Annotated in this window: 26 protein-coding genes; 7 read left to right on the forward strand and 19 right to left on the reverse strand. The window is 52.8% G+C overall.

Features of this window, described 5'->3' with window-relative positions; genetic code table 11:
- The 9 genes from FDX19_RS00030 to fkpA all read right to left on the reverse strand — a co-directional run.
- The coding region (locus FDX19_RS00030) for a GTP-binding protein (RefSeq protein ID WP_001403315.1) at nucleotides 1–224 on the reverse strand (224 nt) is incomplete at its 3' end.
- Between the two features lie 69 nt (nucleotides 225–293).
- Nucleotides 294–2,408 carry an elongation factor G gene (gene fusA / locus FDX19_RS00035; protein ID WP_003023659.1) on the reverse strand — a complete coding sequence of 705 codons (2,115 nt, stop codon included), beginning with the start codon at nucleotides 2,406–2,408 and terminating at the stop codon, nucleotides 294–296.
- Between the two features lie 96 nt (nucleotides 2,409–2,504).
- Nucleotides 2,505–2,975, reverse strand: a complete 471-nt coding sequence (gene rpsG, locus FDX19_RS00040; protein WP_003023657.1) for a 30S ribosomal protein S7 — start codon at nucleotides 2,973–2,975, stop codon at nucleotides 2,505–2,507.
- 95 nt (nucleotides 2,976–3,070) lie between these two features.
- Nucleotides 3,071–3,445 (reverse strand): 30S ribosomal protein S12, encoded by a 375-nt coding sequence (gene rpsL, locus FDX19_RS00045; protein WP_003023654.1) that lies wholly within the window; start codon nucleotides 3,443–3,445, stop codon nucleotides 3,071–3,073.
- A gap of 125 nt (nucleotides 3,446–3,570) precedes the next feature.
- Nucleotides 3,571–3,858 (reverse strand): sulfurtransferase complex subunit TusB, encoded by a 288-nt coding sequence (gene tusB / locus FDX19_RS00050; protein ID WP_137381129.1) that lies wholly within the window; start codon nucleotides 3,856–3,858, stop codon nucleotides 3,571–3,573.
- Between the two features lie 7 nt (nucleotides 3,859–3,865).
- Nucleotides 3,866–4,225, reverse strand: coding sequence for a sulfurtransferase complex subunit TusC (tusC, locus tag FDX19_RS00055; RefSeq protein WP_137381130.1), 360 nt, complete (start codon nucleotides 4,223–4,225; stop codon nucleotides 3,866–3,868).
- The gene (gene tusD, locus FDX19_RS00060; protein ID WP_005121677.1) at nucleotides 4,225–4,611 is read right to left on the reverse strand and encodes a sulfurtransferase complex subunit TusD; all 387 of its coding nucleotides are present in this window, start codon (nucleotides 4,609–4,611) and stop codon (nucleotides 4,225–4,227) included. Before tusD ends, tusC begins: the two co-directional genes overlap by 1 nt.
- Nucleotides 4,611–5,333, reverse strand: a complete 723-nt coding sequence (locus FDX19_RS00065) for a transcriptional regulator (RefSeq protein WP_003023643.1) — start codon at nucleotides 5,331–5,333, stop codon at nucleotides 4,611–4,613. Before FDX19_RS00065 ends, tusD begins: the two co-directional genes overlap by 1 nt.
- Nucleotides 5,334–5,500: 167 nt before the next feature.
- Nucleotides 5,501–6,319 carry an FKBP-type peptidyl-prolyl cis-trans isomerase gene (fkpA, locus tag FDX19_RS00070; RefSeq protein WP_137381131.1) on the reverse strand — a complete coding sequence of 273 codons (819 nt, stop codon included), beginning with the start codon at nucleotides 6,317–6,319 and terminating at the stop codon, nucleotides 5,501–5,503.
- Nucleotides 6,320–6,551: 232 nt separating this feature from the next.
- Here fkpA and FDX19_RS00075 point away from each other — a divergent pair, with 232 nt between their 5' ends.
- Nucleotides 6,552–6,770 carry a protein SlyX gene (locus FDX19_RS00075; protein WP_003023639.1) on the forward strand — a complete coding sequence of 73 codons (219 nt, stop codon included), beginning with the start codon at nucleotides 6,552–6,554 and terminating at the stop codon, nucleotides 6,768–6,770.
- A 112-nt stretch (nucleotides 6,771–6,882) separates the two neighbouring features.
- Here the strand turns inward: FDX19_RS00075 and slyD are convergent, their stop codons facing one another.
- From slyD to kefG, 4 genes are all read right to left on the reverse strand, one after another.
- On the reverse strand, nucleotides 6,883–7,488 hold the full coding sequence (slyD, locus tag FDX19_RS00080; RefSeq protein WP_003023634.1) for a peptidylprolyl isomerase: 606 nt from the start codon (nucleotides 7,486–7,488) through the stop codon (nucleotides 6,883–6,885).
- 94 nt (nucleotides 7,489–7,582) lie between these two features.
- On the reverse strand, nucleotides 7,583–7,783 hold the full coding sequence (locus FDX19_RS00085) for a YheV family putative zinc ribbon protein (RefSeq protein ID WP_005121675.1): 201 nt from the start codon (nucleotides 7,781–7,783) through the stop codon (nucleotides 7,583–7,585).
- 9 nt (nucleotides 7,784–7,792) lie between these two features.
- Nucleotides 7,793–9,598 (reverse strand): glutathione-regulated potassium-efflux system protein KefB, encoded by a 1,806-nt coding sequence (gene kefB / locus FDX19_RS00090; RefSeq protein ID WP_137381132.1) that lies wholly within the window; start codon nucleotides 9,596–9,598, stop codon nucleotides 7,793–7,795.
- A complete protein-coding gene (kefG, locus tag FDX19_RS00095) occupies nucleotides 9,598–10,149 on the reverse strand; it encodes a glutathione-regulated potassium-efflux system ancillary protein KefG (RefSeq protein ID WP_137381147.1) in 552 nt (183 codons plus the stop codon). The genes kefB and kefG overlap by 1 nt, the downstream gene beginning before the upstream one ends.
- 132 nt (nucleotides 10,150–10,281) lie before the next feature.
- On the opposite strand from kefG, the gene FDX19_RS00100 reads away from it, so the two are divergent.
- The 4 genes from FDX19_RS00100 (at nucleotide 10,282) to FDX19_RS00120 (ending at nucleotide 14,551) form a co-directional block, all read left to right on the forward strand.
- On the forward strand, nucleotides 10,282–12,183 hold the full coding sequence (locus FDX19_RS00100; protein WP_137381133.1) for an ABC transporter ATP-binding protein: 1,902 nt from the start codon (nucleotides 10,282–10,284) through the stop codon (nucleotides 12,181–12,183).
- Between the two features lie 207 nt (nucleotides 12,184–12,390).
- Complete coding sequence (locus FDX19_RS00110; protein WP_137381134.1) at nucleotides 12,391–13,413, forward strand: hydrolase; 1,023 nt, start codon at nucleotides 12,391–12,393, stop codon at nucleotides 13,411–13,413.
- Nucleotides 13,410–13,628, forward strand: coding sequence for a YheU family protein (locus FDX19_RS00115; RefSeq protein ID WP_137381135.1), 219 nt, complete (start codon nucleotides 13,410–13,412; stop codon nucleotides 13,626–13,628). Before FDX19_RS00110 ends, FDX19_RS00115 begins: the two co-directional genes overlap by 4 nt.
- A gap of 53 nt (nucleotides 13,629–13,681) precedes the next feature.
- The gene (locus FDX19_RS00120; RefSeq protein WP_008786301.1) at nucleotides 13,682–14,551 is read left to right on the forward strand and encodes a phosphoribulokinase; all 870 of its coding nucleotides are present in this window, start codon (nucleotides 13,682–13,684) and stop codon (nucleotides 14,549–14,551) included.
- Between the two features lie 93 nt (nucleotides 14,552–14,644).
- Here the strand turns inward: FDX19_RS00120 and FDX19_RS00125 are convergent, their stop codons facing one another.
- A complete protein-coding gene (locus FDX19_RS00125; RefSeq protein ID WP_137381136.1) occupies nucleotides 14,645–15,052 on the reverse strand; it encodes an OsmC family protein in 408 nt (135 codons plus the stop codon).
- 308 nt (nucleotides 15,053–15,360) lie between these two features.
- Between FDX19_RS00125 and crp the strand changes: the two genes are divergently transcribed.
- Together crp and FDX19_RS00135 are read left to right on the forward strand one after the other, a co-directional pair.
- The gene (gene crp, locus FDX19_RS00130) at nucleotides 15,361–15,993 is read left to right on the forward strand and encodes a cAMP-activated global transcriptional regulator CRP (RefSeq protein WP_000242758.1); all 633 of its coding nucleotides are present in this window, start codon (nucleotides 15,361–15,363) and stop codon (nucleotides 15,991–15,993) included.
- A 51-nt stretch (nucleotides 15,994–16,044) separates the two neighbouring features.
- Nucleotides 16,045–18,132 carry a YccS/YhfK family putative transporter gene (locus FDX19_RS00135; protein WP_137381148.1) on the forward strand — a complete coding sequence of 696 codons (2,088 nt, stop codon included), beginning with the start codon at nucleotides 16,045–16,047 and terminating at the stop codon, nucleotides 18,130–18,132.
- A gap of 77 nt (nucleotides 18,133–18,209) precedes the next feature.
- Here FDX19_RS00135 and argD read toward each other — a convergent pair whose 3' ends face one another.
- The 5 genes from argD to ppiA form a co-directional block, all read right to left on the reverse strand.
- Entirely contained in the window at nucleotides 18,210–19,427 is a 1,218-nt protein-coding gene (argD, locus tag FDX19_RS00140) for a bifunctional acetylornithine/succinyldiaminopimelate transaminase (protein WP_137381137.1), read from the reverse strand.
- An 85-nt stretch (nucleotides 19,428–19,512) separates the two neighbouring features.
- Nucleotides 19,513–20,076 (reverse strand): aminodeoxychorismate synthase component 2, encoded by a 564-nt coding sequence (pabA, locus tag FDX19_RS00145; RefSeq protein WP_137381138.1) that lies wholly within the window; start codon nucleotides 20,074–20,076, stop codon nucleotides 19,513–19,515.
- A gap of 31 nt (nucleotides 20,077–20,107) precedes the next feature.
- Nucleotides 20,108–20,710, reverse strand: coding sequence for a putative adenosine monophosphate-protein transferase Fic (locus FDX19_RS00150; protein ID WP_137381139.1), 603 nt, complete (start codon nucleotides 20,708–20,710; stop codon nucleotides 20,108–20,110).
- Entirely contained in the window at nucleotides 20,700–20,867 is a 168-nt protein-coding gene (locus tag FDX19_RS00155; protein ID WP_137381140.1) for a YhfG family protein, read from the reverse strand. Before FDX19_RS00155 ends, FDX19_RS00150 begins: the two co-directional genes overlap by 11 nt.
- 107 nt (nucleotides 20,868–20,974) lie before the next feature.
- Nucleotides 20,975–21,547, reverse strand: a complete 573-nt coding sequence (gene ppiA / locus FDX19_RS00160; protein WP_137381141.1) for a peptidylprolyl isomerase A — start codon at nucleotides 21,545–21,547, stop codon at nucleotides 20,975–20,977.
- Between the last annotated feature and the right edge of the window lie 81 nt (nucleotides 21,548–21,628).

Consider the following 21,628-nt stretch of genomic DNA (forward strand, 5'->3'; position numbering starts at 1 on the left):
CGAGTCGGGGTGTCATATTCAACGTGAGAGGTGTTGATGGTGATACCACGAGCTTTTTCTTCCGGAGCGTTATCGATCTGGTCGAAAGCACGAGCAGCACCGCCGTAGGTTTTAGCCAGTACGGTGGTGATTGCAGCGGTCAGGGTAGTTTTACCGTGGTCAACGTGGCCGATGGTGCCGACGTTAACGTGCGGTTTAGTACGTTCAAATTTTTCTTTAGACACGGCTATATTCCTTACTATAGTGCTCTCCCCTTTGGAGAGAGCACGGGACTTAGGTTTTAATCCTGTGGCTTATTTACCACGGGCTTCAATAACGGCCTGAGCAACGTTGTTCGGCGCATCGTCGTACTTCAGGAACTCCATGGAGTAAGAAGCACGGCCTTTGGTCAGAGAACGCAGTTGGGTTGCATATCCGAACATTTCAGACAGCGGAACTTCAGCGTGGATAACAACGCCAGTGACGTTGGATTCCTGACCACGAAGCATACCACGACGGCGGCTCAAGTCACCGATAACGTCACCGGTGTTCTCTTCCGGAGTCTCTACTTCAACCTTCATGATAGGCTCAAGCAGAACTGGTTTCGCTTTCTTAAAGCCATCTTTGAAGGCGATAGAAGCGGCCAGTTTAAACGCCAGCTCAGAGGAGTCAACGTCATGGTAAGAACCGAAGTGCAGACGCACGCCCAGATCAACAACCGGGTAACCAGCCAGCGGGCCGGATTTCAGCTGTTCCTGGATGCCTTTATCAACGGCCGGGATGTATTCGCCAGGAATTACACCACCTTTGATGTCGTTGATGAACTCGTAGCCTTTCGGGTTTGAACCCGGCTCCAGCGGGTACATGTCGATAACAACATGACCGTACTGACCGCGACCACCAGACTGCTTAGCGTGTTTACCTTCGATATCGGTAACTTTCGCACGAATCGCTTCGCGGTAAGCAACCTGAGGTTTACCGACGTTCGCTTCAACGTTGAATTCACGCTTCATACGGTCAACGATGATGTCGAGGTGCAGCTCACCCATACCGGCGATAATGGTCTGGTTAGATTCTTCGTCAGTCCATACACGGAAAGACGGGTCTTCTTTAGCCAGACGGCCCAGAGCCAGACCCATTTTTTCCTGGTCAGCTTTGGTTTTCGGTTCAACTGCGATGGAGATTACCGGCTCAGGGAATTCCATACGTTCCAGAATGATCGGGTGATCCGGGTCACACAGGGTGTCACCAGTGGTCACGTCTTTCAGACCGATTGCAGCCGCGATATCGCCCGCGCGAACTTCTTTGATCTCTTCACGTTTGTTGGCGTGCATCTGAACGATACGGCCAAAACGCTCACGTGCAGTTTTCACGGAGTTCAGGATGGTGTCACCGGAGTTAACCACACCAGAGTACACACGGAAGAAGGTCAGGTTACCCACGAACGGGTCGGTAGCGATTTTGAATGCCAGAGCAGCAAACGGCTCGTCATCGCTAGCATGACGCTCAGCAGGAGTATCTTTACCGTCGTCCAGAATACCGTTGATCGCAGGTACGTCGACTGGGGATGGCAGGTAATCAATTACCGCATCCAGCATCGCCTGAACACCTTTGTTCTTGAACGCAGAACCACAGGTTACCAGGATGATTTCGTTGTTCAGAACGCGCTGACGCAGAGCTTTTTTGATCTCTTCTTCAGTCAGTTCTTCACCACCCAGGTATTTCTCCATCAGCTCTTCTGAAGCTTCCGCAGCGGATTCGATCAGGTTCTGGTGCCATTCTTCAGCCAGTTCCTGCATGTCAGCCGGGATATCTTCATAAGTGAAGGTTACGCCTGCATCTTCTTCGTTCCAGTTGATGGCTTTCATTTTCACCAGGTCAACAACACCGGTGAACGCTTCTTCAGCGCCAATTGCCAGCTGCAGCGGAACAGGGTTCGCGCCCAGACGGGTTTTGATCTGACCAACAACTTTCAGGAAGTTCGCACCCATACGGTCCATTTTGTTAACGAACGCAATGCGCGGAACTTTATATTTGTTTGCCTGACGCCATACGGTTTCAGACTGAGGCTGAACACCACCAACTGCGCAGTAAACCATTACTGCACCATCAAGCACACGCATGGAACGTTCTACTTCGATTGTGAAGTCAACGTGCCCCGGGGTGTCGATGATGTTTACGCGATGCGGTTCGTACTGCTTAGCCATACCAGACCAGAATGCAGTAGTCGCTGCGGAGGTGATAGTAATACCACGCTCCTGCTCCTGCTCCATCCAGTCCATGGTGGCTGCGCCGTCATGAACTTCACCGATTTTATGGTTTACACCGGTGTAGAACAGAATACGTTCGGTAGTAGTGGTTTTACCGGCGTCGATGTGCGCACTGATACCGATGTTACGGTAGCGCGCGATGGGTGTTGTACGAGCCATTTGATTCCTCGTTTATCTTTTAGGCGTTCAATTTAAGTAGCCCAAAGCGGGCTGCTTACTGGAAGCGCCCGCCTGGTGACTAAAACTCCGAAGGGATTACCAACGGTAGTGTGCGAACGCCTTGTTGGCTTCTGCCATACGGTGAACGTCTTCACGTTTCTTAACTGCAGTACCTTTGTTTTCTGCAGCATCAGAAAGTTCGTTCGCCAGGCGCAGAGCCATGGATTTATCACCGCGTTTACGAGCAGCTTCAACGATCCAACGCATTGCCAGAGCATTACGACGGACCGGACGGACTTCAACTGGTACCTGATAAGTAGAACCACCAACGCGGCGAGACTTAACTTCGACAGTCGGGCGCACGTTTTCGAGAGCTACTTCGAAAGCTTCCAGTTCGTTTTTACCAGAGCGCTGAGCCAGGGTCTCCAGCGCGCTGTATACGATAGTTTCGGCAGTAGATTTTTTACCATCTACCATCAGGATATTTACAAATTTAGCCAGCAGCTCTGATCCGAACTTAGGATCCGGCAGAATTTTACGCTGACCAATGACGCGACGACGTGGCATGGGAATACTCCGTTGTTAATTCAGGATTGTCCAAAACTCTACGAGTTTAGTTTGACATTAATATAAAACGTTTGGCCTTACTTAACGGAGAACCATTAAGCCTTAGGACGTTTCACGCCATACTTGGAGCGTGATTGCTTACGGTCTTTAACGCCGGAGCAGTCAAGCGCACCGCGAACGGTGTGGTAACGAACACCCGGGAGGTCTTTTACACGACCGCCACGGATCAGGATCACGGAGTGCTCCTGCAGGTTGTGACCTTCACCACCGATGTAGGAAGTCACTTCAAAACCGTTAGTCAAACGCACACGGCATACTTTACGCAGTGCGGAGTTTGGTTTTTTAGGAGTGGTAGTATATACACGAGTACATACGCCACGTTTCTGCGGGCATGCTTCCAGTGCAGGCACGTTGCTCTTTGCAACTTTGCGTGCGCGTGGTTTGCGTACCAGCTGGTTAACTGTTGCCATTAAATAGCTCCTGGTTGTAGCTTTCGCTTCGTAAACACGTAATAAAACGACCTCATACAATATGAGGACGCAGAATTTTAGGTCGGTGTCGAAAAGGTGTCAAGAAATATACAACGATCCCACAATTACCAGGTCATCTGGCTGAGATGCTTCACCGTAAGTCTGACGAAGTCAGTATAGCTAACCCTGACGACACTGTCTGAAATTTGACCACCCAACCCGCGAGCTTTGATGTCTTCTTCCAGTACATAGACCTTAATGGAGGCATTTTGCAGACTTTCAAGGAAACGACTGCCTTCTATTGCTGCAGTGACGCCATCCTGAAGCAGTAAAAGCTCGTCATCTTCAGCAATCAGACGCAGGAGGGAGGAGAAGTCGGTTAGCCACGCAGAGCGATGTAAAATATGCAGCATGAGAGCCTCAAAACCTCAAAATGACGTCATAGTTGCCAAGCTCACGACGCAAATCTTCCGGTTCAAGTGCCGTCGCATCAACCACAAAACTCGCCCCCTCTGCCAGGCCTCGCTCACGCAATGAGGCCGCACAAAGCCAGCATTGTTCTATATCGTACAATCCTAACAGTTTGAAAGTAGCAATATAGTCTCGCGCCAGAACGACATCCGGTTGTTGCCCCAGGAGGATCTGAAAGACACCATCACCGATAAAGAACACGCCGAGATCTTCCGTTAATGCAGATGTCGCCAGTAAAGCATCCAGTCCTTCGCGGCCAGATGCGCTGCCGTGCGGCACAGTAGAAAAAACAAAGGCAACACGTTTCATTAAAACTGCACCACGCGATCGCACGTCAGGGATGCTTCAGCCAGCGATCCAAGACCGCTGAGAGTAAATCCCGACTGTAAATTAGCACCAGACAACCCTAGTCGTGTTGCCTCAGTCTCATCAACAACACCACGCCGCAAGGCTGCCGCAACACAGATATTCAGCGCTACACCATGCTGCTGGTGAAGCTTTTGCCAGGCTCGCACTAAATCAAATTCATCACTGGCGGGTGATGTCAGAACGTTCGCGTTATACACGCCCTCACGATAAAAGAAGACGCTACACAACTCGTGTCCTTCTTCGAGTAGCGCATGCGCAAATTGCAATGCGCTACTCGCTTGCTGTGTGCCGTAGGCGGGCCCGGTTACCATGATGGCAAAACGCATTACTTATCTTGCCCCTGGAAATCACCGCTTTTGAACTGGCGAATATAGAGGTAGACCGTGTGCTTGGAGATGTTCAGACGATCGGCAACCTGATTGATCGCATCTTTAATATCGAAGATCCCTTTCTCATACAGGTTCAGGACGATCTGACGATTCTTGGCATTGTTGGAGACGTTACGATCGGCGTTCACTTCTTCAATGGTGAACTCCAGCGTCTGCGTCACCAGATCTTCGACTGAGGACGCGAAGTTCACGGCTGATCCCACTTCCGGGGTCTCCGGCGGGATAAAGGTATTCATTATCTGCGAGAAAGGGACATCAAGGTTCATGTTGATGCACAGCAGACCAATCACGCGATGCTCACGGTTGCGAATGGCAATCGTCACCGACTTCATCAAGACACCGCTTTTCGCGCGTGTGAAATAACACTTCGACACGCTGCTATCCGCACCCGTCATATCATGCAGCATACGCAATGCAAGGTCGGTAATCGGCGAGCCAATTTTACGGCCCGTGTGTTCACCGTTAGCGATGCGAATGGCCGAGCATTTCAAATCCTGCAAAGAGTGCAATACGATTTCACAATGGGAACCAATGAGCATCGCCAACCCGTCCACTACCGCTTCATAGGATTTCAGGATATCGAAGTCGGTTTGATCGAAAGGACGTTGATCCAGTAAATCTAGCTCACTGGTTTCGTTGGTTAAAAGCGACCTGGACATGAAAAAAAGCACTCCTTTTCAGGAGCCTGTCGTTATGTTGTCAGGGCAGGCTCATCACTATTATAGGGGCATCTAAAGTAATACAGCGCACAAGGCGCTTTCCAGTATTAATTATATCCTGTCGATAATAAAAACCCGCCGCCCTGTGGGCGGCGGTTTCTAATCATTTACTTTTTGCTGCTGTCTGCAGCTTTATCTGCCGGCGCAGCATCTGGCTTCGCATCTGCTTTCGGTGCCGGTTTGATATCTAACAGCTCAACATCAAAGACCAGCGTGGAGTTTGCCGGGATGCCCGGAACGCCCGTTTTACCGTATGCCAGATCCGGTGGGATAACCAGCTGGATTTTGCCGCCTTTCTTGATGTTTTTCAGGCCTTCAGTCCAGCCTGGAATAACACCGTCAAGACGGAAAGAGAGCGGCTCACCACGGGTGTAAGAGTTATCAAACTCTTTACCATCGATCAGCGTACCTTTGTAGTTCACAACCACGGTATCGCTGTCTTTCGGTGCTTCACCGGTACCCTCTTTCTCTACTTTGTAGACCAGGCCAGTAGCAGAGGTTTTAACGCCTTTCTCTTTAGCAAATTTCTCGCGGTAAACTTTACCTTTGGCTTCGTTGTCAGCCGCGTCTTTTTCCATTTTCGCCTGAGCGGAGCTCTTCACGCGAGCTTCAAACCCCTGCAGAGTCTGTTCGATTTCCTGGTCAGACAGTTTGCTCTTATCTGCAAACGCATCCTGAACGCCCGCGATCAACTGATCTTTATCCAGTTTGATGCCCAGTTTTTCCTGTTCTTTCAGGGAGTTTTCCATATAACGACCCAGGGACGCGCCCAGCGCGTAAGCGGCTTTTTGGTCGTCATTCTTGAATGCTGCTTTGCTGTCAGCGGTAGCGGCTGGTTTCGCAGCATCAGCAGCGAAGGTGATCGGGGCATGCAGAGCAACAGCCATTGTGGTCGCCAGCAGCGTTACTTTAAACAGTGATTTCATCCATATCTCCAGGGCCGGGGCATCTCACCCCAGGGTTAGCTAAAACAAAAATGTACTATAAAGCGTTGTAGAACAAATCAACATACGGGCACGCCCTATTATCACCACATTTCAGACACTTTTTGTTTAAATTAGTTTCGTGACCGAAGATTGAGTGCTGTGCAAACAGGCAAAGTTAAGTAGAATTCGCCGCAGTCCGCGATCTGCCGGAGAAAAAAGAAAGAGGTGAATCATGCAGGATACAACAATGGAAACTCGCCTGGCTGAGCTGGAGAGTCGCCTGGCGTTTCAGGAAATAACCATTGAAGAGCTGAACGTAACCGTGACCGCGCATGAACTGGAAATGGCCAAACTGCGCGACCATCTGCGTCTGCTGACAGAAAAGCTCAAAGCCACTCAGCCGTCTCATATCGCGTCGCAGTCTGAAGAGACCCCGCCGCCACATTATTGAGACGTAAAAAAAGCGGGGTTTCCCCGCTTTTTTGTGCCGGATGACGACGTAAACGTCTTATCCGGCCTACGGTAGGCCTGATAAGCGTAGCGCCATCAGGCAATCATACCGATTAGTGGCAACCGCAGCCGCCGCCGTTACCTTTACCGCCACCGCCGCAGCAGCCTTCGCCGCCGTGCTCGTGACCATGGTCGTGACCGTGACCGCCGCAGCAACCATCGTGACCGTGGTCATGATCGTGGTCGTGACCGTGCGCACCGTGAACGTGGCCGTGGGCCAGCTCTTCTTCGGTCGCTTCACGGATAGCAACGACTTCTACGTTGAATTTCAGATTCTGGCCAGCCAGCATGTGGTTACCGTCAACCACAACGTGGTCGTCTTCCACTTCGGTAATTTCTACCGGTACCGGACCCTGGTCAGTTTCAGCCAGGAAACGCATGCCAACCTGCAGTTCGTCAACGCCCATGAAGACGTCTTTAGGCACGCGCTGCACCAGGTTTTCATCATACTGACCGTAAGCGTCGTTTGCGCCTACAGCAACGTCGAATTTATCGCCAACTTCATGACCGTCCAGCGCTGTTTCCAGGCCAGAAATCAGGGAACCGTGACCATGCAGGTAGTCCAGCGGTGCACTCACCGGAGACTCATCAACCAACACACCGTCTTCTGTACGTACCTGATAGGCCAGGCTGACCACCAGGTCCTTTGCTACTTTCATGATATCTCCTGAGCATGGAAAGAATAGTGGCGCAGATTGTAGCGGAATTCTGCACCCGTGTACCCTCTAGCTTAAAAAAAGCTGCGGCATATCGCTAGTCCGGATGAAAAATCCCGATCACTTGCTCTTCTTTGCGAACGTGCTCGCGGGCCTCTTTATCGGCCTCGCGCATCTGATGACCGCACTTAACACACTCAACAATATCGATATTATTTTCGCGCCACATCGCCAGCGAATCCTGCGCCTGGCAGGACGGACATTTTGCGCCTGCAATAAAACGTTTACGAATTGCCATGGTTATCCTCTACTCAAATTCATCCCAGCCATCCAGCTGGCGCCGTTCTTTCTGCATCTCCCGCTGAAAAATCTCCTCCAGCTCACGCCGGGCCTCTCTGGCACGAGAGATTTGCACCGTATCGGTGTGCATCGGGATCAATTCCCGTAGCATGCGCATATCGAGTCGACGAAAATGCAACTGGGCGCGCTGCGCCTGATGCGGATGCATCCCCAATGACACCAGCGCTTTGCGTCCCAGTTCCAGTGCGCTCGAGAAGGTTTCTCGGGAAAACTGCGTGACACCCGCCTGTAATAACTCATGCGCCTCTACACGTCCGCGCGCTCGCGCAAGAATATGCAAATGCGGAAAATGCTGTTGGCACAGTTCCACCAGCTTCATCGTGTCTTCAGGTTCATTACAGGTGATCACAATAGACTGCGCCGCCTCTGCGCCAGCGGAACGTAAAAGCTCCACCTGCGTGGCGTCACCGTAATAGACCTTATAGCCATATTTACGCATCAGATTCACCGCACTGATATCCCGCTCCAGGACGGTAATGCGCATTTTGTTCGCCATCAGCAAACGGCCGATCACCTGACCAAAACGCCCAAACCCCACCACGATAACCTGCGGCTTATCGTCTTCCACCCAGGGCTGTTCAGCTTCCTCATCCGGGCCGTTGAACTGGCGAGAAAGCCATTTATCAATCAGCTTCATCAGCAGTGGCGTGGTCATCATCGACAGCGTGACGGTTACCAGCAAAAGTGCCATTTGATCGCCCTGAAACAGCCGCTGGGAAGATGCCGTTGAAAAAAGCACGAAGGCAAATTCTCCGCCCTGGCTTAGCACCCCCGCAAATTGCATCCGCTCCGAGCTTCTCATGCCGTTCAGCCGCGCCAACACATAGAGCACCAGCGTCTTCACAATGACCAGTACTATTACGCTCGCCACTACCCACAAAATATGGGTGTAAAGCACGCCAAGGTTAAGTGACATCCCCACCGAGATGAAAAATAACCCGAGCAAAAGCCCTTTAAAGGGATCAATCGCCGTTTCCAGTTCATGTCGATATTCGCTTTCCGCCAGCAGCACGCCTGCGATAAACGTTCCCAGCGCCATCGACAGGCCCAGCGCATCCATAAATAACGCAGAGCCCAATACCAGTAGCAGCGTGGCTGCGGTAAACACTTCCCGCACGCCGGACCCCGCAATAAAGCGAAATACAGGACGCAACAGATAGCGTCCGCCAATCAACATGCCAGCAAAAGCCAACACTTTCATGCCCACTTTTATCCAGTCAAAATGCTCATCGGCCGATCCTGCTAACAGCGGAACCAGCGCCAACGCAGGGATCACCGCCAAGTCCTGGAACAACAGCACCGAAAAGCCCAGTTGTCCGGATTCACTGCGGTTCATCCCTTTTTCCCGCATCAGCTGTAACGCCATTGCCGTCGATGACATCGCCAAACCAATCCCACCGACTACCGCCGCCTGCCAGGAAAAGTCAGTGAGCATCAATAACCCTGCCAGGACAAGCGCGCTAAGTAACACCTGCGCGGCACCAACACCAAAAATTGAACGCCGCAATTGCCATAGTTTGGCCGGGTTAAGTTCCAGCCCGATGATGAACATCAGGAAGACCACGCCCAGCTCGGAGAAATGCAGAATTTCATCCACGTCGCTGATGAAGCCAAGTCCCCATGGGCCAATAGCGATCCCTGCCAGCAAATAGCCCAACACCGGCCCAATACCCAGCCGCGATGCCAACGGCACCGCAGCCACTGCCGCGAAGAGGAACAGCACTCCCGCAGTCAATAAATCAGAACCTTCCATCAGCGGCCTCCCACAGGAATCGGATTCGCCAGCCAGTCACCATACGCTTTCGCATGGCTGTCCAGCTCCTGCTTCGTTTGCCGTCTGGCCCAGTAAACGATGATGGGGCTCATCCAGTGCATCCGGCACATTCCTGCCGTCAGCTCAAAAGGGCGTAGCACATCACTCATCGGATAGCGGTTCAGCGCGTCATACCGATACGCACTTTCTGGCTCACCAGTGGTGATCACACTCCGCCAGTACTTTCCCGCCAGTTGGTTCCCCCCGGGGCCACTGGCAAACCCACGGCTCAGTACGCGGTCAAGCCACTCCTTTAGCAGGGCCGGGCAGCTATAGGTATAGAGCGGATGCTGAAAAACAATCACGTCATGCTCACGCAACAGTTCCTGTTCGTGCGAAATATCGATAAAAAAATCGGGATAGTGCGCGTAAAGATCGTGCACGGTAACATTACTGAGCTGCATGGCCGGTTTAAGCAGAACCCGGTTCGCGACCGAGTCCTGAGATTCCGGATGGGCATACAGCAGCAACACTTTCGCTGGCTGGGACATCATCCCCCTCCCGGTTTTGTCTTTTGTCTATTTTCAGCGTTTTGGGCTACCATTGCGCCTCGGTGCGGCAAACGGCCCACACATTACATTATCATAATGATAAATTAACATAGTCTGAACATACGGCGCCTTATGATTGTTTTCTCATCGTTACAAATTCGTCGCGGCGTGCGCGTCTTGCTGGACAATGCCACGGCCACCATTAATCCTGGGCAGAAGGTTGGCCTGGTGGGTAAAAATGGCTGCGGTAAATCTACCCTGCTGGCATTGCTGAAAAATGAAATCAGCGCTGACGCCGGCGGATTTACGTTTCCGGGAAACTGGCAACTCGCATGGGTGAATCAGGAAACGCCTGCGTTACCACAGCCAGCGCTGGAATACGTGATTGATGGCGACCGCGAATATCGTCAACTGGAAGCCCAGTTAAACGATGCCAACGAACGTAACGATGGACACGCCATTGCCACCGTACACGGAAAGCTGGACGCCATAGACGCCTGGACCATTCGCTCACGCGCGGCCAGCCTGCTGCACGGTCTCGGTTTCTCTAACGAGCAGCTCGACCGCCCGGTCAGCGATTTCTCCGGTGGCTGGCGTATGCGTCTCAACCTGGCCCAGGCGCTGATTTGCCGTTCAGACCTGCTGCTGCTCGATGAACCCACCAACCACCTCGATCTTGACGCGGTAATCTGGCTGGAAAGATGGTTGAAAAGCTATCAGGGCACACTGATTTTGATTTCCCACGACCGGGACTTCCTCGATCCGGTGGTGGATAAAATTATTCATATCGAACAGCAAACCATGTTCGAGTACACCGGCAACTACAGCGCGTTTGAAATCCAGCGTGCGACCCGCCTCGCGCAGCAACAGGCGATGTACGAGAGCCAGCAGGAGCGCGTGGCGCATCTGCAAAGCTATATCGATCGTTTCCGCGCGAAAGCAACCAAGGCAAAACAGGCGCAGAGCCGTATCAAAATGCTGGAGCGCATGGAGCTTATCGCGCCAGCCCATGTCGATAACCCGTTCCATTTCAGCTTCCGTGAACCGGAAAGCCTGCCTAACCCGCTGCTGAAAATGGAAAAAGTGAGTGCTGGCTACGGCGATCGCACAATCCTCGACTCCATCAAACTGAATCTGGTGCCGGGTTCTCGCATCGGCCTGTTAGGCCGCAACGGTGCGGGTAAATCCACGCTGATCAAGCTGCTGGCAGGAGAACTGGCGCCGATTAGCGGTGAAATCGGTCTGGCGAAAGGCATCAAACTGGGCTACTTCGCACAGCACCAGCTGGAGTTTTTACGCGCCGATGAATCACCCATTCAGCACCTGGCACGTATGGCGCCACAAGAGCTCGAACAGAAACTGCGTGATTACCTCGGTGGATTCGGCTTCCAGGGCGATAAAGTCAGCGAAGAAACCCGACGTTTCTCCGGCGGTGAAAAAGCGCGTCTGGTGCTGGCACTGATCGTCTGGCAGCGCCCGAACCTGCTGCTGCTTGATGAACCGACCAACCACCTGGATCTGGACATGCGCCAGGCGCTGACCGAAGCGTTGATCGATTTCGAAGGCGCGCTGGTCGTGGTCTCGCACGACCGTCACCTGATCCGCTCCACCACCGATGATCTCTATCTGGTGCACGACAAAAAAGTCGAGCCGTTTGATGGCGATCTGGAAGATTACCAGCAGTGGCTGAGCGACGTGCAAAAACAAGAAAACCAGGGCGACGAACCGGCAAAAGAGAGCGTTAACAGCGCCCAGGCGCGTAAGGACCAGAAACGCCGCGAAGCCGAGTTACGCAGCCTGACACAACCTCTGCGTAAAGAGATTACCCGTCTGGAAAAAGAGATGGAGAAGCTACACGCGCTACTGGCACAGGCTGAAGAGAAGCTCGGTGATAGCGAACTGTACGACCAAAGCCGTAAAGCTGAGCTCACAGCATGTCTGCAACAACAGGCAAGCGCGAAGTCCGGGCTGGAAGAGTGTGAAATGGCCTGGCTGGATGCGCAGGAACAGCTTGAGCAGATGCTGGCTGAGTAGCCCTGATTGCCGGATAAGGCGAAGCTGCCATCCGGCACCGGAGCCGAAAATTCCTGATGGCGACGTTCGCGCGTCTTATCAGGCCTACGTTTCGGTCCAGGCTCGCGTAACCGACTGACTGGCTGGCGACAAAATCACATATTGGCTAACCCGCACGCGCTGTGCGCGGTATAGTTATTCTTTCCGATTATTAATTGCTCTGGTGTTATGGTTGAAATCACATCCACAGAAATGACCCCACCTACCGACGATTCGCGAGAATTCCGCCCGATGCGTGGTATCAGTAACCGTCATCTACAGACGATGCTGCCGCGTTTAATACGCCGTAAGGTGAAGTTCGATGCCCATTGGCAGCGTCTGGAATTACCCGATGGTGACTTTGTCGACCTGGCATGGAGCGAAGATCCACAGCAGGCCAGGCATAAGCCGCGCCTGGTGGTTTTTCACGGTCTGGAAGGAAGCCTGAACAGTCCGTACGCACATGGCCTGATTGAAGCGGCGCAAAAGCGCGGCTGGCTCGGCGTGGTGATGCATTTTCGTGGCTGTAGCGGCGAGCCAAATCGCCTGAATCGTATTTATCACTCTGGTGAAACAGAAGATGGCACCTGGTTTTTAAACTGGCTGGATCGCGAGTTTGGACGCGTTCCAACCGCTGCAGTGGGTTATTCGCTCGGTGGGAATATGCTGGCCTGCCTGCTGGCGAAAGAAGGGAACACGATCCCCATTGATGCGGCAGTTATCGTCTCTGCACCGTTTGTGCTGGAAGCGTGTAGTTATCACATGGAGAAGGGTTTCTCCCGCGTCTACCAGCGCTACCTGCTCAATCTGCTGAAAGCCAACGCCTCACGGAAACTGGAAGCGTATCCGGGGTCGCTGCCAGTGAGCCTCGCGCAATTAAAATCCCTGCGTCGTATTCGCGATTTCGACGATTTGATCACGGCTAAAATCCACGGTTTTGCTGATGCTATAGATTACTATCGTCAGTGCAGCGCCATGCCACTGTTGAATCGGATCGCCAAACCAACGCTGATTATCCATGCCAAAGACGATCCGTTTATGGATAGCCATGTCATCCCACAACCCGAGAATCTGCCCACACAGGTGGAGTATCAACTCACCGAGCACGGTGGACACGTCGGATTTATTGGTGGCACGTTACGTCGCCCTGAGATGTGGCTGGAATCGCGTATTCCAGACTGGCTGACAACATATCTGGAGGCATCATCATGATGATTCCCTGGCAAGACATCTCCCCGGACGCACTGGATAACCTGATTGAAAGCTTTGTCTTGCGCGAAGGCACCGATTATGGTGAACATGAACTCTCGCTCGAACAAAAAGTCGCCGACGTCAAACGCCAACTACAATCAGGTGAAGCTGTGCTGGTGTGGTCCGAACTGCATGAAACGGTCAACATAATGCCGAGGAAACAGCTTCACGAGTAACCTGCTGCCGTTGGCCGACTATAATAAAAAACCAACCTATTTATGGAGTTGTTATGTCTGCCAAACATCCGGTGATTGCGGTAACAGGATCCAGCGGCGCGGGGACCACTACCACCAGCCTCGCGTTTCGTAAAATTTTCGCACAGTTAAATCTGCGCGCCGCCGAGGTGGAAGGTGACAGTTTTCATCGCTATACCCGTCCGGAAATGGATATGGCGATCCGCAAAGCCCGCGACGCCGGACGACACATCAGCTACTTCGGCCCTGAAGCGAATGATTTTGGCCTGCTCGAACAAACCTTCATCGAATACGGTCAGACGGGCAAAGGCCAGTCGCGAAAATATCTGCACACCTACGATGAAGCCGTGCCGTGGAATCAGGTTCCGGGGACGTTTACTCCGTGGCAGCCACTGCCTGAACCGACGGACGTCTTATTCTATGAAGGCCTGCACGGCGGCGTGGTGACGCCGCAGCAAAACGTGGCGCGGCATGTTGATCTGCTGGTTGGTGTTGTCCCTATCGTGAACCTGGAGTGGATCCAGAAACTCACCCGCGATACCAGCGAACGCGGGCATTCACGTGAAGCGGTAATGGACTCGGTCGTACGCTCAATGGACGATTACATCAATTACATTACGCCGCAGTTTTCCCGCACGCATATTAACTTCCAGCGTGTGCCCACCGTCGACACTTCCAACCCCTTTGCGGCAAAGAGTATTCCGTCACTGGATGAGAGCTTTGTCGTGATTCATTTTCGTAATCTGGAAGGCATCGATTATCCCTGGCTGCTGGCGATGCTGCAGGGTTCATTCATTTCCCATATCAATACGTTAGTCGTGCCGGGCGGCAAGATGGGGCTGGCGATGGAATTGATCATGCTGCCATTGGTGCAGAGGCTGATGGAAGGGAAGAAGATCGAGTAATGTGGTCTTTTGCCGGATGGCGGCTGATGCCTTATCCGGCCTACGCGTATATATCCTGTAGGCCTGATAAGTGTAACGCCATCAGGCATGGCATCACGCAGCAACAATCACTTCATAGGAATGGGTGATATTCACCGCTTTTTCCAGCATCAACGCCACGGAGCAATATTTCTCAGCAGAAAGATCAACCGCCCGAGACACAGATGCATCTTTCAGGTCGCGACCCGTCACGATGAAATGCAGATTGATGTGGGTAAACAGACGCGGTGCTTCTTCACGGCGCTCAGAGGTGAGCTTCACTTCGCAGTTGGTGACATCCTGGCGTCCCTTTTGCAGAATGGACACGACATCAATGGCGCTACACCCCCCTGCCGCCATTAGCACCATCTCCATCGGGCTCGGCGCTTTATCACCAGAGTTACCGTCCATCAAAATTTGGTGGCCTGAGGCGGACTCACCGAGGAAGGTTAACCCCTCAACCCACTTTACACGCGCTTGCATATTTCGTAACTCCAATGTTTCAATTTTCCTGACAGATTACGCGTACATAACAATTCTCGCAATGGAAGGCGACCTGCGTCATGCTGAAGCGAGACACCAGGAGACACACGGCGAAAGCTATGCTAAAACAGTCGGGATGCTACAGTAATACATTGACGTACTGCATGTATGCAGAGGACATCACATTACAGGCTGCAATCAATTTTTAGCAGCCCCCTTCCCAGGTAGCGGGAAGCACATTTTTGCAACCCCAGAGACAGCATCGTGTTCTGGCTCTGGAGACAGCTTATAACAGAGGATAACCGCGCATGGTGCTTGGCAAACCGCAAACAGACCCGACTCTCGAATGGTTCTTGTCTCATTGCCATATTCATAAGTACCCATCGAAGAGCACGCTGATTCACCAGGGTGAAAAAGCGGAAACGTTGTATTACATCGTTAAAGGCTCAGTGGCAGTGCTGATCAAAGATGAAGAAGGGAAAGAAATGATCCTCTCTTATCTGAATCAGGGCGATTTTATTGGTGAATTAGGCCTCTTCGAAGAAGGCCAGGAACGTAGCGCCTGGGTACGTGCCAAAACCGCATGTGAAGTCGCTGAAATTTCCTACAAAAAATTTCGCCAATTAATCCAGGTCAACCCAGATATTCTGATGCGTCTGTCTTCTCAGATGGCTCGTCGTCTGCAGGTAACGTCTGAAAAAGTAGGCAACCTTGCCTTCCTCGACGTAACTGGTCGTATCGCCCAGACTCTGCTGAATCTGGCGAAACAGCCTGACGCGATGACCCACCCGGACGGCATGCAGATTAAAATCACCCGTCAGGAAATTGGCCAGATCGTTGGCTGTTCCCGTGAAACCGTTGGTCGTATCCTGAAAATGCTGGAAGATCAGAACCTGATCTCCGCGCATGGTAAGACCATCGTCGTCTACGGCACGCGTTAATCCCATCGACATGGCGTGTTACTTCGTAATGCGCCATTTTTGTTTGCTCCGATGTGGCGAAGACTGATTTATCACCCCGAGATCAACTACGCACTACGACAGACGCTGGTGCTATGTTTACCTGTGGCTGTCGGTCTTATCATTGGTCAGCTTCATCTGGGGCTCTTATTCTCCCTCGTCCCTGCCTGCTGCAATATTGCGGGTCTTGATACCCCGCATAAGCGCTTTTTCAAACGCTTAGTGATTGGCGCGTCGCTGTTTGCTGGCTGCAGCCTGATTATGCAGTTATTGCTGGCACAGACTATACCGCTGCCACTGATCCTCACCGGCCTGACGCTGATTCTCGGTGTGACCGCCGAGCTAAGCCCGTTGCATGCGCGACTTCTGCCCGCCTCGCTGATCGCGGCGATTTTCACACTGAGTCTGGCCGGCAACATGCCGGTCTGGGAACCACTGCTGATCTACGCGCTGGGGACAGTATGGTACGGCCTGTTTAACTGGTTCTGGTTCTGGATGTGGCGTGAACAACCGCTGCGCGAATCACTCAGTTTGTTGTACCGCGAATTAGCCGATTATTGTGAGGCCAAATACAGCATGTTGACCCAGCATGCCGATCCCGAAAAAGCGCTACCACCCCTGCTGGTCCGTCAACAGAAAGCCGTGGATCTGATTACCCAGTGCTACCAGCAAATGCACATGCTGTCGGCACATCACAATAATGAATACAAACGCTTGCTACGTGTTTTCCAGGAAGCGCTGGATTTACAGGAGCATATTTCCGTTAGCCTGCACCAGCCCGAAGAAGTGCAAAAGCTGGTCGAGCGTAGTCACGCGGAGCAGGTGATTCGCTGGAATGCTCGCACCGTTGCGGAACGTCTGCGCGTACTGGCCGATGATATTTTGTACCACCGCTTACCGACGCGTTTTTCGATGGAAAAGCAGATCGGCACCCTGGAGAAGATTGCCCGGCAGCACCCGGATAATCCGGTGGGACAATTTTGCTACTGGCATTTCAGCCGCATTGCCCGTGTGCTGCGTACACAACGCCCACTGTATGCCCGGGATTTGATGGCGGATAAACAGCGTCGATTACCGTTAATTCCTGCACTGAAAAACTATTTGTCGTTGAAATCACCGGCGCTGCGTAACGCCGGACGCATCAGCGTCATGTTGAGTATCGCAAGCCTGATGGGTAGCGCTTTGCACCTGCCAAAACCATACTGGATCCTGATGACGATCCTGTTCGTCACGCAAAATGGCTACGGCGCAACCCGGGTGCGTATTTTACACCGCTCGGTGGGCACGCTTGTCGGACTGGTGATTGCAGGTGTTACGTTGCACTTTCATATTCCGGAGGGCTTCACGCTGGCAGCTATGCTGCTGACAACCCTGGTGAGCTATCTGATCATCCGTAAAAACTACGGCTGGGCCACCGTAGGCTTTACGGTCACGGCGGTATATACCCTACAGTTACTCACGTTGAACGGGGAACAGTTTATCGTGCCCCGGTTTGTCGACACCGTAATCGGCTGTTTGATCGCCTTTGGCGGTACGCTCTGGCTGTGGCCGCAATGGCAGAGTGGTTTACTACGTAAGAACGCTCACGATGCACTAGGAGCAGATCAAGAAGCCATCCGCCTCATCCTCAGCAACGATCCGCAGGCCACGCCGTTGGCGTATCAGCGCATGCGGGTCAATCAGGCGCAAAACACACTGTTTAACTCATTAAACCAGGCCATGCAGGAACCCGGGTTTAACTCGCACTATCTGGCAGATATGAAACTGTGGGTTACACACAGCCAGTTCATCGTCGAGCACATCAATGCAATGACGACCCTGGCAAGGGAGCACACGATGTTGACGCCGGATCTGGCGCAGCGATATCTGGAATCCTGCGAAATTGCGCTCCAGCGCTGTCAACAGCGGCTGGAATATGACGGACCGGGAAGTTCTGGTGATGTGAATATTCTCGAATCACCAGAGATGCTCTCACACGGCCCATTAAGTACGCTTGAGCAGCATCTACAACGAATACTGGGGCATCTTAATACCATGCACACCATCTCTTCTGTTGCCTGGCGCCAGCGACCGCACCACGGGATCTGGCTGAGCCGCCGACTGCGGGACATGAAGGGTTAAGATATTTGCCGGATGCGCTACGCTTATCCGGCCTACGAATCACACCTTACCCTGTAGGCCGCGCCGCCATCCGGCAATCAGCCCACCACTTTCGCTACCGCCTGCGCGAAACGCTGCATCCCTTCATCGATATCAGCCTGCTCTACCACCAGCGACGGCGCAAAACGCATCACGTCCGGCCCGGCGTTTAGCACCATCACCCCTTCGTGCGCAGCAGCGTAAAGGAAATCACGCGCCCGGCCTTTAAACTGCGGCTTCAACTCAGCGCCAATCAACAGTCCCATGCCGCGAATATCGCTGAAAATATCAAACCGCTGATCAATTTTCTGCAAATGCTGCACAAAGGCATGGCGTTTGGCCTGAATACCTTCCAGCACTTCCGGGGTGTTGATGATATCGAACGCCGCTCCCGCAACCGCGCAGGCCAACGGATTACCGCCGTAGGTCGAGCCGTGCGAGCCAACATGGAATGCGGAGGCAATCTCCAGCGTCGTCAGTACCGCGCTCACCGGGAAACCGCCGCCGAGCGCCTTCGCGCTGGTGAGGATATCCGGCGTCACGCCGTAGTGCATATACGCAAACAGGTCACCGGTACGCCCCATCCCACACTGCACTTCATCAAACACCAGCAGCGCCTGATGTTGATCGCACAGTTCGCGCAGCCCCTGCAGGAATTCCGGCGTTGCCGCAGTGACGCCGCCCTCACCCTGAATGGGCTCAACCACCACCGCGCAGGTGTGGTCGTCCATCACCGCTTTGACCGCATGCAGATCGTTAAACGGGACATGGATGATATCCGCGGGCTTTGGTCCAAAGCCGTCAGAGTATTTCGGCTGCCCGCCGACAGAAACGGTAAACAGTGAACGACCGTGAAACGCATTATGGAAGGCAATAATCTTGGTTTTGAACGGGCTATGACGCACGCAGGCATAGTGGCGCGCCAGCTTAAAGGCGGTTTCGTTGGCTTCGGTACCGGAGTTCATGAACAGCACGCGCTCGGCAAAGGTCGCATCAATGATTTTGCGACCTAAACGCAACGCTGGCTCATTGGTGAACACGTTACTGGTATGCCACAGAGTTTCACCCTGAGTTTTTAATGCCTCGACCAGTGCCGGATGGCAATGCCCTAACGCGGTCACTGCAATGCCGCCCGCGAAATCAACGTACTCTTTACCCTGCTGATCCCAGACTCGACTTCCTTTCCCCTTTACCGGGATAAACTCTGCCGGTGCATAAATCGGCAGAATCACTTCATCGAATGTTGCGCGCGTAATTGCAGTTTGTTCAGTTGCCATGTCATTACCACCCTGTTAAGCAGAAATGCTAGTGAAATTATAATCACAAAATATGAATAAAAAATCACTGAATAGCAACCATAAATCACCGGTTAAGGAAATTAGCCAGCAGCTGATGCCCCTGTTCGCTGAGGATGCTCTCCGGGTGAAATTGCACCCCTTCCATATCCCACTCACGGTGACGAATGCCCATAATCTCCTGCGTTTCACTCCAGGCCGTCACCTCAAAGCACTCAGGCAACGTTTCAGGTGCGACCACCAACGAATGGTAGCGCGTCACCGTTAGCGGGTTTGCCAATCCCTGAAAAACACCTTGCCCGGTATGCGTAATGGGTGAAGTCTTACCGTGCATCACTTTCGCCGCCCGCACGACGGTCGCGCCAAAGGCTTGTGCCATTGCCTGATGGCCCAGACAAACGCCCAGCATAGGGATCTTACCCGCATAATGGCGAATGACATCCAGCGAGATGCCCGCATCATCCGGCGTGCATGGCCCCGGGGAAATGACGATTTTCTGCGGATTCAGCGCATCAATTTGCGCCAGCGTCAGCGCGTCGTTGCGTCTGACAAGGACATCTGCGCCCAGTTCGCAGAAGTATTGATACAGGTTCCAGGTAAAAGAATCGTAGTTATCGATAAGCAGGATCATGGCGGCTCCGGTACAGAAGAACCGCGCTATTCTACTCAGTTTCCAGGGCTTCGCTTACCACTTTACGAAATATCGCTTGCAGTGCGGACAGATCCCCCATGGCGCCATTTTGATTTGCCTGGTTCCACTCCTCAACCTGAATGCCCTCCCAGTTGAGTATATACCCGGCATGAATCGCCAGCTGTTCGAAGAAAATACGCTGCGCCAGACCACTGCCGATGCGAAACGGGTGCAGCACGTTAATTTCGCAGTAGTAATGTGCGAGGCGGTCCACAAACTTTTCTGCCGGCAGTCCCACCAGCCAGGACTCGTCTTCCAGGTCCTGCATCAGCACATTGCCCTCTTTCTCTATCCAGGCAAAATGGCAGAAAGGTGTGTCGCCCTGATAAATATCCACTTCGCGTAGCTTGCCAGCCCAGTCGAAAATATCCTGATAAAGTTGGCGATGAATAGCGCACAGGTAGGGTAAACCACGAACTAACGGCCCCAGTTCAATTGTGGCAGCACGCAGCGCCGTCAATTCATAAGCTGCCTGCGCCAGACGCTGCGCCTGATGAACCCCCAGCCGGTTACGCATGACGTTCAGCCCAGGATACAAATAGGGGTCACGCCCATCACCGAATTTATCGCTCATAGTGCCTCCGCAATTCTTCAAGCCGCGCCAGGGCGTCTTCAGCGCTCAGAGTAACCCGTGGAATATCCACGCCTTCCAGTCGCCGGCTTGCCTGGAAATTGGCATTTCGCAGCTGCGCCCAGAGCCTGGACTTTTGTTTATCGGTGAGTTTTTTCACGTGACCTCCCTGAATGAGCCGACACTTGCCACAAGTATAAGCAGCAATTTCGGGTTACGCAGAGAAGGGGGGAGAACGCGGGCAGGAACTACCCGCGCAAAACAGGCTTACGGCAGGACTTTAGCGGAAAGGATAACAATCGGTTTTGACGGAACATTCTGGTAAGGACCGACATCGTGGGTCTGTACCTGCGCAATCTTGTCCGCAACATCCATACCTTTCACAACTTTACCGAACACGGCATAACCAAAGTCACGCTGGCCATGATCGAGGAATGCATTGTCCGCAATGTTGATAAAGAACTGGCTGGTTGCACTGTCTTTATCCGCAGTACGCGCCATAGCAATCGTGCCCCGGGTGTTACGCAGCCCGTTATCCGCTTCATTCTTGATAGGCGGGTTAGGTTTTTTCTGCTGCATCTGCTCGTTAAACCCACCACCCTGCACCATAAATCCCGGAATAACACGGTGGAACGTGGTGTTGTTATAGAAACCGCTGTTGACATAATCGACAAAGTTTTGCACTGAAACCGGGGCTTTCTGGCTGTTCAGTTCCAGTTCAATGTTACCGGCAGAGGTTGTCAGCAGAACGTGCGGATCCCCTTTCGCTGCCAGCGCTGCGGGAGAGATAGCAGAAAGAGCGAAAACAGCTGCAACAGCCGCCAGAGTCGATTTGAGCATGAGATTTCCTTAAACGAGAGCAGAAACTAAAGCAAGTGGATTGATTCTAAAGAGCCTTCATGAACAAGGCCATCCCTTTAC

The sequence above is a fragment of the Citrobacter sp. wls619 genome (assembly GCF_005281345.1).
Taxonomy (GTDB): domain Bacteria; phylum Pseudomonadota; class Gammaproteobacteria; order Enterobacterales; family Enterobacteriaceae; genus Citrobacter.